The sequence below is a fragment of the Sporosarcina sp. NCCP-2716 genome (assembly GCF_023707985.1).
Taxonomy (GTDB): Bacteria; Bacillota; Bacilli; order Bacillales_A; family Planococcaceae; genus Sporosarcina.
Genome location: NZ_BRCF01000001.1, coordinates 580136 through 592792 on the forward strand (window position 1 = coordinate 580136; position 12657 = coordinate 592792).

General features: G+C 54.6%; 11 protein-coding genes. 10 read left to right on the plus strand and 1 reads right to left on the minus strand.

Annotated elements, in window-relative coordinates:
• Positions 1-56: 56 nt before the first annotated feature.
• The 8 genes from dxs to NFU03_RS03105 all read left to right on the plus strand — a co-directional run bounded on the left by dxs (position 57) and on the right by NFU03_RS03105 (position 9619).
• Positions 57-1955 (plus strand): 1-deoxy-D-xylulose-5-phosphate synthase, encoded by a 1899-nt coding sequence (gene dxs, locus NFU03_RS03070; protein ID WP_251636006.1) that lies wholly within the window; start codon positions 57-59, stop codon positions 1953-1955.
• Positions 1952-2776, plus strand: a complete 825-nt coding sequence (locus NFU03_RS03075; RefSeq protein WP_251636008.1) for a TlyA family RNA methyltransferase — start codon at positions 1952-1954, stop codon at positions 2774-2776. Before dxs ends, NFU03_RS03075 begins: the two co-directional genes overlap by 4 nt.
• 62 nt (positions 2777-2838) lie before the next feature.
• Complete coding sequence (ahrC, locus tag NFU03_RS03080) at positions 2839-3288, plus strand: transcriptional regulator AhrC/ArgR (RefSeq protein ID WP_251636010.1); 450 nt, start codon at positions 2839-2841, stop codon at positions 3286-3288.
• Positions 3289-3305: 17 nt separating this feature from the next.
• A complete protein-coding gene (recN, locus tag NFU03_RS03085) occupies positions 3306-5003 on the plus strand; it encodes a DNA repair protein RecN (RefSeq protein WP_251636012.1) in 1698 nt (565 codons plus the stop codon).
• 121 nt (positions 5004-5124) lie between these two features.
• The gene (locus tag NFU03_RS03090) at positions 5125-6096 is read left to right on the plus strand and encodes a SpoIVB peptidase S55 domain-containing protein (RefSeq protein ID WP_251636014.1); all 972 of its coding nucleotides are present in this window, start codon (positions 5125-5127) and stop codon (positions 6094-6096) included.
• 212 nt (positions 6097-6308) lie between these two features.
• Complete coding sequence (gene spo0A, locus NFU03_RS03095) at positions 6309-7103, plus strand: sporulation transcription factor Spo0A (protein ID WP_251636016.1); 795 nt, start codon at positions 6309-6311, stop codon at positions 7101-7103.
• Positions 7104-7311: 208 nt separating this feature from the next.
• Positions 7312-8874 (plus strand): flagellar assembly protein A, encoded by a 1563-nt coding sequence (locus NFU03_RS03100; RefSeq protein ID WP_251636018.1) that lies wholly within the window; start codon positions 7312-7314, stop codon positions 8872-8874.
• 28 nt (positions 8875-8902) lie between these two features.
• Positions 8903-9619 carry a glycerophosphodiester phosphodiesterase gene (locus NFU03_RS03105; protein ID WP_251636019.1) on the plus strand — a complete coding sequence of 239 codons (717 nt, stop codon included), beginning with the start codon at positions 8903-8905 and terminating at the stop codon, positions 9617-9619.
• Between the two features lie 69 nt (positions 9620-9688).
• Here NFU03_RS03105 and NFU03_RS03110 read toward each other — a convergent pair whose 3' ends face one another.
• Positions 9689-9919, minus strand: a complete 231-nt coding sequence (locus NFU03_RS03110) for a DUF2627 domain-containing protein (RefSeq protein ID WP_251636020.1) — start codon at positions 9917-9919, stop codon at positions 9689-9691.
• A 118-nt stretch (positions 9920-10037) separates the two neighbouring features.
• Here NFU03_RS03110 and NFU03_RS03115 point away from each other — a divergent pair, with 118 nt between their 5' ends.
• Complete coding sequence (locus tag NFU03_RS03115; RefSeq protein WP_251636021.1) at positions 10038-11708, plus strand: PAS domain-containing protein; 1671 nt, start codon at positions 10038-10040, stop codon at positions 11706-11708.
• Positions 11709-11725: 17 nt separating this feature from the next.
• Positions 11726-12637 carry a bifunctional enoyl-CoA hydratase/phosphate acetyltransferase gene (locus NFU03_RS03120; RefSeq protein ID WP_251636022.1) on the plus strand — a complete coding sequence of 304 codons (912 nt, stop codon included), beginning with the start codon at positions 11726-11728 and terminating at the stop codon, positions 12635-12637.
• The last annotated feature ends 20 nt before the right edge of the window (positions 12638-12657 follow it).

Genomic DNA, 12657 nt, shown 5'->3' on the forward strand with positions numbered 1-12657 from the left:
CTAGGGGCACTTAGCCGAAGACAGAGGGATTAACTTAATGAAGGTGTGTGATAGAGATGGATCTTACAAAGATCAGCAGTCCATCGGATATTAAAAACATGAATACAGAAGAGATGGAAGAGCTGGCAGCGGACATCAGAAAGTTCCTCATCAACAAATGCTCCGTGACAGGCGGTCATATCGGTCCGAATCTCGGAGTCGTCGAACTGACCATAGCGCTTCACAAATATTTCGACAGCCCGGCGGACAAATTCATCTGGGACGTCGGCCACCAGGCGTACGTCCATAAGATCCTGACAGGCCGTGCGGGTGAGTTCGATACACTCCGGAAATACAAAGGGCTCAGCGGATTCCCGAAGAGGGATGAAAGCGAGCATGATGTGTGGGAAACCGGCCACAGTTCAACTTCGCTGTCCGCAGCGATGGGGATGGCGGCAGCACGGGATATTAAAGGTGAGCACAATCATGTCGTCCCGATCATCGGTGACGGTGCACTGACCGGCGGAATGGCGCTTGAGGCGCTGAACCATATCGGTCATGCGAAGACGGATATGATCGTCATTCTGAACGACAACGAGATGTCCATCGCTCCGAACGTTGGGGCGCTGCATTCGATCCTCGGGAAACTCCGCACTGCGGGCAAATACAACAGCGTGAAAGACGATGTCGAAGATCTGATCAAGAAAATACCGGCGGTCGGAGGCAAAATGGCGTCACTCGCTGAACGCCTGAAAGACAGCCTGAAATATCTGGTCGTCTCCGGAGTCTTTTTCGAGGAGCTCGGCTTTACGTACCTCGGACCAATTGACGGACATGACTTCGCTGAACTAGAGCGCAACCTCCTCTATGCGAAAAAGATGGAAGGCCCTGTCCTTCTCCACGTCATCACGAAAAAAGGGAAAGGGTATCACCCGGCCGAAAACGACAAGATCGGCACATGGCATGGTACAGGTCCTTATAAGATCGAGACGGGCGACTTCGTGAAATCACCAGCGAAAGGACCTTCTTGGAGCGGTCTTGTGGCAGCGACTGTCGCTAGGATCGCACGGAAGGACAAGCGCGTGGCGGTCATTACGCCTGCCATGCCTGTCGGCTCCAAACTGGAAGGATTCGCAGCTGAATTCCCGGAACGTTTTTACGACGTCGGTATTGCAGAGCAGCATGCTGCCACGATGGCAGCAGGGATGGCGACACAGGGCATGAAACCGTTCCTGTCCATTTATTCGACATTCCTGCAGCGTGCCTATGACCAGGTCGTCCATGACATCGCCCGGCAGAACCTGAATGTCTTCATCGGCATCGACCGCGCGGGTCTCGTCGGTGCAGACGGTGAGACGCATCAGGGTGTATTCGATATCGCCTTCCTCCGGCACGTGCCGAATATGGTCATCATGATGCCGAAGGACGAAAACGAAGGACAGCATATGGTCAATACGGCGATTGCATACGACGATGGTCCGATTGCGATGCGCTACCCGAGAGGGAATGGATTCGGTATTCCGATGGATGATGAGCTGAAAGTGCTGCCGATCGGTTCATGGGAAGTGCTCGCTGAAGGGAAAGACGCAGCTATCCTGACATTCGGGACAACCATCCCGATGGCTTTCGAAGCGAGGGACATGCTCGCAGAACGCGGGCTGGACGTCAGCATCGTTAACGCACGGTTCATCAAGCCGCTCGATCATGAGATGCTCGATTCACTGTTCGCTGCCGGGAAACCGATCATCACAGTCGAAGAGGCGATACTCGCCGGAGGGTTCGGCAGCGCTGTACTCGAATATGCGGATGACCGCGGAGCCGCGGTGCCGATCTACCGGATGGGCATCCCCGACCAATTCATCGAACATGGGGACGTGGATGCACTTCTCGCAGAGCTCGGCATGACACCCGGCGTCCTCGCCGACATGACTGCTGATGCGGTTGCTGCGCAGGAACGCAAGAAGGAACTCCGATGAGCAATCCGGATCCGAAAGAGCGGGTTGACGTCCTGCTCGTCCAGCGGGGTCTTGCTGAGACGAGGGAACAGGCGAAACGCGCCATCATGGCAGGGCTCGTCTATTCCAACGAATTACGGATGGATAAGCCCGGTGAAAAGATCAAGTCATCGCTTCCTCTGCAAGTGAAGGGGAAGACATTGAAATATGTAAGCAGAGGCGGCCTGAAACTGGAGAGAGCGCTCGAAGCGTTTGATGTCACAGCAGAGGGGAAGATCATGCTGGATATCGGTTCTTCAACAGGCGGTTTCACGGATTGCGCGCTTCAGAACGGAGCTTCCCACTGTTACGCATTGGATGTCGGCACGAATCAGCTTGCATGGAAGATCCGTTCGGATGAGCGGGTCACTGTCATGGAACAATGCAACTTCCGCTACGCGACTCCCGACCTGTTCACAGAAGGGCTTCCGGGCTTGGCGACGATCGATGTATCGTTCATTTCCCTCGCGCTCATCCTGCCGCCGCTCAAGAAGATCCTCTTACCGGGCGGGGATGTTATTGCACTTGTGAAACCACAATTCGAAGCCGGCAAGGAAAACGTTGGGAAAAAGGGGATTGTCCGGGATCCGGCGGTCCATGTGCAAGTGCTCCAGCACGTATCCGAATTCGCAGCAAGGGAAGGATTCTGCCTGAAGGACATGACGTTCTCCCCCGTCACCGGCGGGGAAGGAAACATCGAGTTCCTTTTCCACCTGGTCTCGTGCGGGACACCGACTACTGAATTTACAAAAGACGACTTTATCCGGCTGACGAAAGAAGCACATACCTCGCTTCGGGACTAGCTGGCCGACAGCGATCGGCCCGTTCAGAAGAAGGCCGTGCAGCCGGACGTGGAGGGATGGACATGAACAAAGGGCAGCGGCATCTCCGGATACGGGAGATAATCACTTCACGCGAAATCGAAACACAGGACCAGCTGGTGGATGCTTTGAAGCAAGCGGGGGTCGATGTCACACAGGCAACGGTTTCCCGGGATATTAAAGAGCTCCACCTGTTCAAGACGCCGCTTCAGAACGGCCGATACAAGTACAGTCTGCCTGCAGCGCCGCAGTTCAATTTCGAAACCAAGCTGCGCAGGATGCTGACCGACGCATTCATCAGCATGGACGGGGCGAGTCATTTCCTCGTGCTGAAAACGCTGCCGGGCAACGCCCATGCAGTCGGTTCCCTGATCGACCATCTGGAGTGGAGTGAAATGCTCGGTACGATTTGCGGGGATGATACATGCATGATCATCTGCCGAACAGAAAACGGAGCGGAATCCGTGAGGGACCGCTTACTGGCAATGCTGTAAGGAAGGGGGAGCATCCCTTGTTAAGTGAACTGTCGATTAAAAATTTCGCCATCATAGAGGAGCTCCACGTTTCTTTCGAAGAAGGGCTGACGGTCCTGACAGGTGAGACGGGAGCAGGGAAGTCCATCATCATCGACGCTGTCCAGCTGGTGGCAGGCGGCAGGGGGTCCGTTGAATTCATCCGTCATGGAACGAAGAAAGCGGAGCTCGAAGCGATGTTCGTGATCCCCTCTGATGATCATCCCGTTTTCAGCAAGCTCGCCGAATTCGGTATAGACTCGGAAGATGGTACGATCATCCTGCAGCGGGAACTGAACCAGAGCGGCAAGACGACATGCCGCGTGAACGGCAAGCTTGTCACCATCGCCATCCTTCGCGAACTCGGCTCGCAGTTGATCGATATCCACGGCCAGCATGAGAACCAGGAACTCATGCACCAGAAACAGCATATCCACCTGCTCGATGCTTTTGCAGGAGAGCCGTTCAAAGGTGCTATGAAGAGTTACGCAGGTCTGTATGAGGATTATGTCAAGCTCAGGAAGAAGCTGAGCCTCGCCTCCGAAAATGAGCAGCAGATCGCCCAGCGCATCGACTTGTACTCCTTCCAGCTGCGCGAACTCGACGAAGCAGCACTGCAGGACGGCGAAGAGGAATCGCTGGAAGGTGAACGGCTGAAACTGCAGCATTTCAACAGGCTGTTTGACAGGCTGAATAATGCGTATGATGCCCTGCAGGGGGACTCGCATGCCCTCGACTTCCTCGGCAATGCGATGAGTGACCTGGAAGACGCTGCGACGGTCGACAAAGATCTGACGACTTTAGCTGAATCTGCCGGGGAAAGTTTCTATACTTTGCAGGACGTCGCCCACGACATCAAAGGGATGATCGATGAAATGGAATTCGATCCGATGCGCCTCGAGGCGGTGGAAGACCGGCTCGCCCTCATCACATCGCTGAAACGGAAATACGGCGCTTCCATCGACGAAATCCTCCAGTACCGCGACAAGATCGCTGACCGGCTCGATGAACTCGTCAATCGGGACGGCCGCCTCGAAAAAGAGCAGCAACGTCTCGAGCATCTGCGCGCTGATCTGGAGATCGAAGCGGGAGAGCTGTCGGAAATCCGGAAACAATCGGCCGGCATGCTCGAATCGGCGATCATGGAACAACTTCGGCAGCTTCATATGGAGAAGGCCGTGTTCGAAGTGCGGATCGACCGGAAAGAAGCCGGAGTCTTCGATTATAACGGGTTCGATGATGTGGCGTTCTATATATCCACAAACGTCGGGGAGCCGATGAAACCGCTGGTGAAAGTGGCGTCAGGCGGGGAATTATCCCGCGTCATGCTTGCTCTGAAAACGATTTTCTCGAAACATCAGGGAATCACTTCCATCATTTTCGACGAAGTGGACACCGGTGTCAGCGGCCGTGTCGCCCAGGCGATTGCCGAAAAGATCGCCATGGTCGCCATGAACTCCCAAGTATTATGTATTTCGCATCTGCCCCAAGTGGCCGCGATGGCGGATCACCATTACCTGATCCAGAAGGAAGTGACCGGAGAACGGACACGCACCTCCATCCAGGATGTGATGGCGGAAGACCGCACGCGGGAACTTTCCAGAATGCTCTCAGGCGCTGAAGTGACACCACTCACCCTGCGTCATGCCGAGGAACTTCTGCAGCTCGCGGATGCCAGGAAGACGACTCTTCTATAATCATTTCGCGCCGGAATCCGTTCCGGCGTTTTTTCCATTCCTCCTCTGCATGTTTTACCCTTTCATAACCCGTCCGCGAACGGACAATCTAAAGGTAATCCCAATGTGAAGGAGGTGGCATATGGAATGGAATAGACAGCTGAAACTTTTCATGGCGTCTGTTGCGGCAGTCCTGTTGTTCTTTGCACAGTCCGTGGCAGCGCTGGCGTCCGGAACAATCATCCCGATGGGCAATTCGATCAGCATCCAGCTGACACTGGCCGGCGTGTATGTAACCGGCGATCTCCCGTTATCCGGAAAAGGCCAGTCATTGAAAGCGGGAGACCGGATCACCGATGTCAATGGTGCGCCGGTACACTCTCTGCAAATGCTAACCGAACAGGTCTCCGCGCTGCAGGACGAAGAGACAGTTGCCCTGTCAGTGCAGCGGGAAGGCAAGGAACTTGCGATCGGGACGGACGGCCTTACGTTCAAGCGGTCGCTGTCATTCCTGAAGGACACGACCGAAGGGACAGGCACGCTGACTTACGTCGACCTGGAAGGGAAGACGTATGGCGCACTCGGCCACCAGATCATCGACAGTTCGTTCAACAGTGCGCCCGATTTCACGAGCGGTTCGATCTATTTGTCTGAAATTGAACAGATCAAAAAGAGTTCGCCTGGACATCCAGGATATAAGATCTCCTCCATCCTCGATCAGAACGAGACACTCGGCACCATCGTGACGAATAGTGTGGTCGGTATTTTCGGTAAATGGAACGCTTCTTATAATGAAGTCTTGACGAAACCGATGGAGGTTATGCAGCCGGGAGAACTGACGGCGGGACCCGCAGAAATCCTGACGACAATCGAAGGGACGAAAGTCGAGTCATTCGCAATCATGATCACGGAGAAATCCCCGGATTCGTTTCTGTTCACTTTGACAGACAATCGGCTGCTCGAAAAGACGGGCGGCATACTGCAGGGGATGAGCGGCAGTCCTGTCATCCAGGACGGCAAATTTGCCGGTGCTGTCACGCACATGTTCGTCGATCAGCCTGAAAAAGGAGCCGGTCTATTCCTCGGAAAAATGACGGACCAAAGTAGAAAATGACCGCAGAAACCAGCCGGATATCCCGGCTGGTTTCTTTTTTTAATAAAAATGTCAAAATCGGAAGAACTCCGTCGAAATAAGAAGAAACCGTATGTCATACGGTTCATTTTCCCCGGGAATGAAGGAAGTGGGGAAGTTTTGTCGAAAAAATTAGTCTAGGGAACAGGAAACTGCAGAAAACCAATAAGGGAATCACAAGGGGGAAATAGGGAATGGAAAAAATAAAAATTGCAATTGCTGACGACAACAAAGAACTGGTGAAAACGATGAACGCATATTTTGAACAGCATCCGGAGATCGAAATCTGCTGGACCGCGCAAAACGGCAAGGTTTGCCTGCAGAACTTGGAGGAAACGGTGCCGGATGTCCTGCTGCTCGATATCATCATGCCATATCTGGACGGGATCGCAGTTCTCGAAGCGATCCGGTCGCAGGACAAGCTGTCGGATGTTAAGATCATCATGCTCACCGCGTTCGGACAGGAGGACGTCATGACCCAGGCAGCAGGGCTCGGTGCTTCGTACTTCATGCTGAAACCGTTTGAATTCGAGCAGCTCGTCAACCAGATCTTCCAGGCAGCCCGTATCCAGAAACCGGCGAAAGCGCAGCAGCCCGTCCAGCCGTCCGGACAGGAGAAGGAAGTTGTCTCCCAGAAGATGCTCGATACGGCCATCACATCCACCATCAAGGAGATCGGTGTACCGGCTCACATCAAAGGCTATTCATACTTACGGGAAGCGATCCAGATGGTGTACGCCGACCACGACCTGCTCGGTGCCGTCACGAAGATTCTCTACCCGGAAATCGCAGAAAAATATAAAACAACTCCTTCCCGCGTCGAACGGGCGATACGGCATGCAATCGAAGTTGCCTGGAACCGCGGCAATTACGATGTGATCTCGAAGACGTTCGGCTACACGGTCCACCACTTGAAAAGCAAACCGACTAACAGTGAATTTATCGCCATGATTGCAGACAAGATCCGTATTGAACATATGGCAAGCTGATTCTTCAGGCTGTCCGGCAGCGTTGGAACTCCAACGCTGCCGGACAGCCCTTTTGTTTCCTCCATTAACGGCACCGCCTTATGATGCCTGTGTAAAAAGTTGCAATTCACAAAAGATGCTGGATAATGGGGAATGCGAAGTGCGGACCAATCACCTATTTCCAATCCGCTGGTACAGCCTATAATGGAATAGAAGAGAGGTGGACCAGATGCTGTTTGAAAACGACTTTATCACCCTTACACTTGAAAATGATACAGTCTCCCTTTATACGAAGAAAGGCGGATTCCCGCTGAAATCGTTCGACCAGGTGACCCAGCAGCTGCCGCGTCTGAGGATATCATCATTCCCTGAATTACGGCGCGCTTTGTCGACAGTTGAAACGATGACGGAAATCGGCACGTATTCTCCTGAGATCGTCCTGTCGGTTTCTTCTGGCAGCATGAAAGCCGAAGCGGAAATCCTTCTGACGGCTGAAGAACTGGAGGAAAAATTGGAAGCGCTTCCCGGTTATTTGGATGCGCTTCTGGACGAAGCCCGCATCACGGGCGGCAGGTTAAAGGTCGACTGGGATGCAGTCCGTCCCCGCCAGCCATTCCTTGCGGCGAAAGGAAAGGAACCGTTGAAAGGGAAAGACGCACAGACAAAATACATAGAAGCCCCTGAAAGACGGCCGGTCATCCGAGAAGACGGTTCCGCCAATTACTATGAGATGAATTTCGTGACTCCTGTCAAAAAAGGCGACTGGCTCGGGGAGAAGATTCCGGCAGAAGAAGGTACGCCGGGGATGGATATCTATAGAAACGAAATACCGGGCAAGCGCGGACTCGATGTCAAACTGTTCTATGACCGGAAGTCCGTCGAGGAAACCGAGGAGCAGGGGAAGATCGTCCTGCGGGCTGCGCATGGCGGGGTGCTCGAGTTCCAGAACGGGGTCGTCGGTGTCGGCCGGCAGCTCGTTATCGAAGGGGATGTCGGCCCTGAAACAGGATCGGTCACGTTCGACGGCACGGTCGTCATTTCCGGTACTGTCCTTGCAGGCTACAGTGTAATTGCCACAGGCGACATCTCTGTCGGTGCAAAGGAAGGGGTCACCAATGCGAAAGAGATCCGATCGGAGCAATCGGACATCTACATCCAGGGGGGGATCTTCGGCGGGGGATCGACGGTGCTCGAAGCGAGCGGCACCATTTTCATCAAGCATGCGAATGACTGCATCCTCTATGCGCAGACAATCCAGGTGGGCTTGTATCTGCTCGGCAGCGAAGTGGCTGCCGAGCATGTGTATGTCGACCGGCTGAGAGGCAGGATCATCGGGGGCAGGACGGAAGCTATGTACCGAATCGAATGTGCGACTGCCGGCAACCAGCACGAGCGGAACACCGTCCTGATCGCCAGAGGGATCGACAAGGAAGCACTCCAGATCGAAATCCAGCAGCTCGCCCAGTCCATCAAGGACATGCAGCAGCAGATCTGCACGCTGGAAGTCCATATCGAACCGCTTGAAGCTGTTGCAAGTACGCTTGCAGGCTCTCAAGCGGAAGCGTATGCGAAAGTCAGAAAAACGATACACGACAGCCAGAACGAAATATACGTTCTCGATGAACTGATTCAGAAAAAACTTCATATTATGAAGACAGCGGTCCGTCCGCAGATCGAAATCACAAAAGAGGCGAATGCAGGCGTGACTATCCAGGTTGGCACAAAGTCATCCGTCCTCAGTTCCCCGACCAAAGGGGTGTTCGAATTGACGGATGGTGTGCTCAACATCTGACAACTGCAGCCGGGGAGGTGTTAGGAGCATGGTAGGAAGGCTGAGGCCGCGTGTCTATGCGCACCGTGGCGCATCCGGAAATTATTTCGAAAATACGATGAAGGCTTTCGAAGGCGCCGTGCAGGAAGGGGCTGACGGTATCGAACTGGACGTCCAGCGATCAAGCGACGGCGTATTCTTCGTTATCCACGATGAGGATCTCGCAAGGCTCACTGGAGTCCGGAAACGGATCTCCGACCTCGAAGCCGCCGAGATCCGGACATTGCGTGTCGGCAGCAGGTGGACGCGGAAGGTCACCGGACACCGCATCCCGGACCTGTCTTCCGTATTGTCCTTCGCCCTGATGCAAAATATGAGCCTGAACGTCGAGCTGAAGGAGACGGTAGCTGAACGTCCGGAATGCCTGCCCGCTCTTATCGGACAGCTCAGTGTACTCAGCGACTATCACATATCATCATTCGACTATGGGCTGATCGAACTCGTGAAGGAGTTGGCACCTGACATCGAGTCCGCCCTCCTTCTGAGGAAATCGTCACTCAAAGAAAACACGCTGTCCGATTACCCTTCCGCCGATGCTTTCCATTTCCATAAGCGGATGCTGACGGAAGCATACGAACCGCACTGGCAGGGGACCGATAAACCGATCCGGGTATACGGCGTGGACGGCACCGAACCGTTCGTCGGTCAGCCGCCTGTTTATGTAAGCGGCTGGATCACCGATTACCCCGCACGTTTCCTTTCCTGAAATTGTAGAAAAGAACGAAAAAAACAGTCCCTCATGCCGTGATGCGGCGCCAGGGACTGTTTCTTTCGATTATGGTTTCTTTTTCGGGATTCTTCCTTTGCGCTGATCCCGGCGGAACAGGAAACCGGCAAAAAAACCGATGCCGGCCGCGAGGAGCAGGAAGCCTGCAGCGAACTGCAGCCATATGTACGGGAATGGGCTGAACAGGACACCGAACAGGGCATCCCGCATCAGCTTGATGCCAAGAGCTGCTGCAATGCCCGGAATAATCAGGACTATGAAGGCGGTTAAACGGGCCATACGATCTCCTCCGATCGTATTTCATTTTACCGGCTGTCCAAGGATTGTCAAGACGGAGCAGATGATGTATGATGAAGGGGAAATGCAAAAGATTGCACGGTGAAATGAGGGATATTGAATGACTTTGCAAAAAGCACTGACGGACATCTCCGCCTATCAGGCTATCTTCCATTCCGTCGAAGAAGGAATGATCTCTGTCGATGCGGAAGGTCTCATTCATCTCTTTAATGATAGCGCTTCCAAAATGCTTGGGATTCCCGGAAGCGGGGCAGCCGGCAGGCGGATCGAGGACGTCATCCCGTCGTCCGGGCTGCCGGAAGTGCTGCGCAGCGGGGAAGCGGTTTCCAATACTGCAATGCAGCTGCCGTCAGGAATGAACCTTCTGAGCTCCCGCTATCCGATCCTGGATGCTGACGGTACGGTCACTGGCGCATTCGCCGTCTTCAAGGACATTACCGGCGTGATCGAAACGGCTGAAGAAATCACCGATTTGAAGCGTGTCAAGACGATGCTCGAAGCGATTATCCATTCCAGTGATGACGCCATCTCGGTTGTCGATGCGGACGGACTCGGCATCCTCATCAACCCGGCGTATACGCGATTGACGGGGCTGTCGGAGAAGGAAGTGATCGGCCAGCCGGCAACTGCTGACATCAGCTCCGGCGAGAGCATCCATATGAAGGTCCTGGAGACGAAGCGTCCGGTGCGCGGTGTCAATATGCGGATCGGCGGAAACAACCGTGATGTAATTGTCAATGTGGCGCCTATCGTCGTAGACAGGGAAGTCAAAGGAAGTGTCGGAGTCATCCATGACATCACCGAAATGCGGAGCCTCATGAGGCAGCTCGATCATGCGAAAGCACAGATCCGGGAACTGGAGTCGGCTTACACGTTCGAAGACATCATCGGCGACAGCGAAGACTTGAACATCGCCGTCGGCCAGGCGAAAATCTCGGCGGGCTCGGATATCCCGGTCATGCTGCGGGGCGAGCCGGGCACTGGAAAAGGGCTGTTCGCCCACGCTATCCATACCGGCAGCAAACGGAGCGGAGGTGAGTTCATCCGCATATCGTGCAGCTCGCTGTCGTGCGACTCCGCTGAATTGTCGCGGATCCATACGCAGATCAAGGAAGGTGAACTTACGGGGACGCTGTTCCTTGACGAAATCACCGAGCTGGATCCAGCCGTCCAGCAGAGTCTTCTGACCTACTTGAAATCGGGCATCTCTTCAAGCCCGGGACAGGCAGGGATGCGTGTCATCGCTTCCTCTTCCGCCAATCTGGAGAGGGCTGTGCATGACGGCTCCTTGAGCGAGGAGCTGTACTTCCAGCTGACGAGGATGTCGATCCGCATCCCTCCTCTGCGGTCGCGGCCGGGAGATATCCCGAAGCTCGCGGAAGTCCTGCTTGCGATGCTGAACGAGGAGTATGGCATGTCCGTCACGGTACTGACGGACGGCGCGCTCAAGCGCCTGCAGTCCTACGAGTGGCCGGGCAACGTGCGTGAACTCGAAAATGCGCTGAGCCGGGCGATGATCCTTTCGGAAACGGGATCCTCCGAACTCGCGGAAGACGATATCGCCAGAGCACTGTCCACGGGCAGCGAATCAGGCTCCGGTACCGCAATTCCTGAAAAAAGGACACTCGCTTCCCTCATGGAAGACCATGAGAAACATGTACTTCAAACGGCACTGAAAGAGAACGGCGGCCAAAAAGCAGCGACTGCCGACAAACTTGGCATTTCGCTCCGTTCCCTCTATTATAAGCTTGAAAAATATAAACTGATCTGACGGAAAGGAATGGCACAATGGAAACACTTGCTGAACTTGTTGAACAGGCCGCTTCACTTCCGGACAGGCCATGCACTGCCGTCGCCTGCGCAGCGGACCCCGATATCCTGAGAGCCGTACAGCATGCGGTGTCGAAAGGGCTCGCCGTGTTCAAACTGTTCGGCGATAAGGCTGAGCTGGAAGAGGAGATCCGCAAAACCTGTCCTGAACTGCTCGGCAGCCCTGACGTGGAATTGGTCGCAGCGGCTGGACAGGTACAAGCTGCTGAGGCGGCCGTCGATGCCGTGTCGGGCGGCGAAGCGCAAGTGCTCATGAAAGGCAACCTGACGACTGCGGTCCTCATGAAGGCTGCACTCCGGAAAGAATCGGGCCTGCGCACAGGCAGTGTCCTGTCTCATGTGGCGCTGTTCGAAGTCCCGGGTTACAAGAAACTACTGTATTTGACGGACTCGGCCATGAGCCTGCTGCCCGATCTGCAGACCAAATCGCAGATCATCCGGAACGCCGTCGCCGTTGCGCGGTCGTGCGGCCTGGAACGGCCGATCGTAGTCCCGCTTGCCGCGGTCGAAGCGGTCAACCCTGCGATGCAGGCAACATTGGATGCTGCCGCCTTGACGATGATGAATCAGCGAGGCCAGCTGGAGGACTGTATCGTGGATGGACCGCTCGCATTGGATAATGCGATTTCGCTGGAAGCCGCACGCCATAAGAACCTGACCGGTCCGGCCGCAGGGAACGCGGACATCCTGGTTGCGCCGAATCTGGAGGCAGCCAACATGCTTTACAAGTCACTCACATATTTTGCCGGCGCGAAAGTCGGAGGAATCATCCAAGGGGCTTCCGCTCCCATCGTCATCACCTCAAGAGCGGACAGTGCGGAAACGAAACTGAACTCATTGGCACTCGCATTACTTGTAAGTAAAAACTGATCGATAAATTGGAGGAGTTA

What these genes read in the sequence shown, in the direction of transcription:
- dxs (WP_251636006.1), top strand. Translation starts at nt 57, where the DNA reads ATGGATCTTACAAAGATCAGCAGTCCATCGGATATTAAAAACATGAAT.
- NFU03_RS03075 (WP_251636008.1), top strand. Translation starts at nt 1,952, where the DNA reads ATGAGCAATCCGGATCCGAAAGAGCGGGTTGACGTCCTGCTCGTCCAG.
- ahrC (WP_251636010.1), top strand. Translation starts at nt 2,839, where the DNA reads ATGAACAAAGGGCAGCGGCATCTCCGGATACGGGAGATAATCACTTCA.
- NFU03_RS03090 (WP_251636014.1), top strand. Translation starts at nt 5,125, where the DNA reads ATGGAATGGAATAGACAGCTGAAACTTTTCATGGCGTCTGTTGCGGCA.
- spo0A (WP_251636016.1), top strand. Translation starts at nt 6,309, where the DNA reads ATGGAAAAAATAAAAATTGCAATTGCTGACGACAACAAAGAACTGGTG.
- NFU03_RS03100 (WP_251636018.1), top strand. Translation starts at nt 7,312, where the DNA reads ATGCTGTTTGAAAACGACTTTATCACCCTTACACTTGAAAATGATACA.
- NFU03_RS03105 (WP_251636019.1), top strand. Translation starts at nt 8,903, where the DNA reads ATGGTAGGAAGGCTGAGGCCGCGTGTCTATGCGCACCGTGGCGCATCC.
- NFU03_RS03110 (WP_251636020.1), bottom strand. Translation starts at nt 9,919, where the DNA reads ATGGCCCGTTTAACCGCCTTCATAGTCCTGATTATTCCGGGCATTGCA.
- NFU03_RS03115 (WP_251636021.1), top strand. Translation starts at nt 10,038, where the DNA reads ATGACTTTGCAAAAAGCACTGACGGACATCTCCGCCTATCAGGCTATC.
- NFU03_RS03120 (WP_251636022.1), top strand. Translation starts at nt 11,726, where the DNA reads ATGGAAACACTTGCTGAACTTGTTGAACAGGCCGCTTCACTTCCGGAC.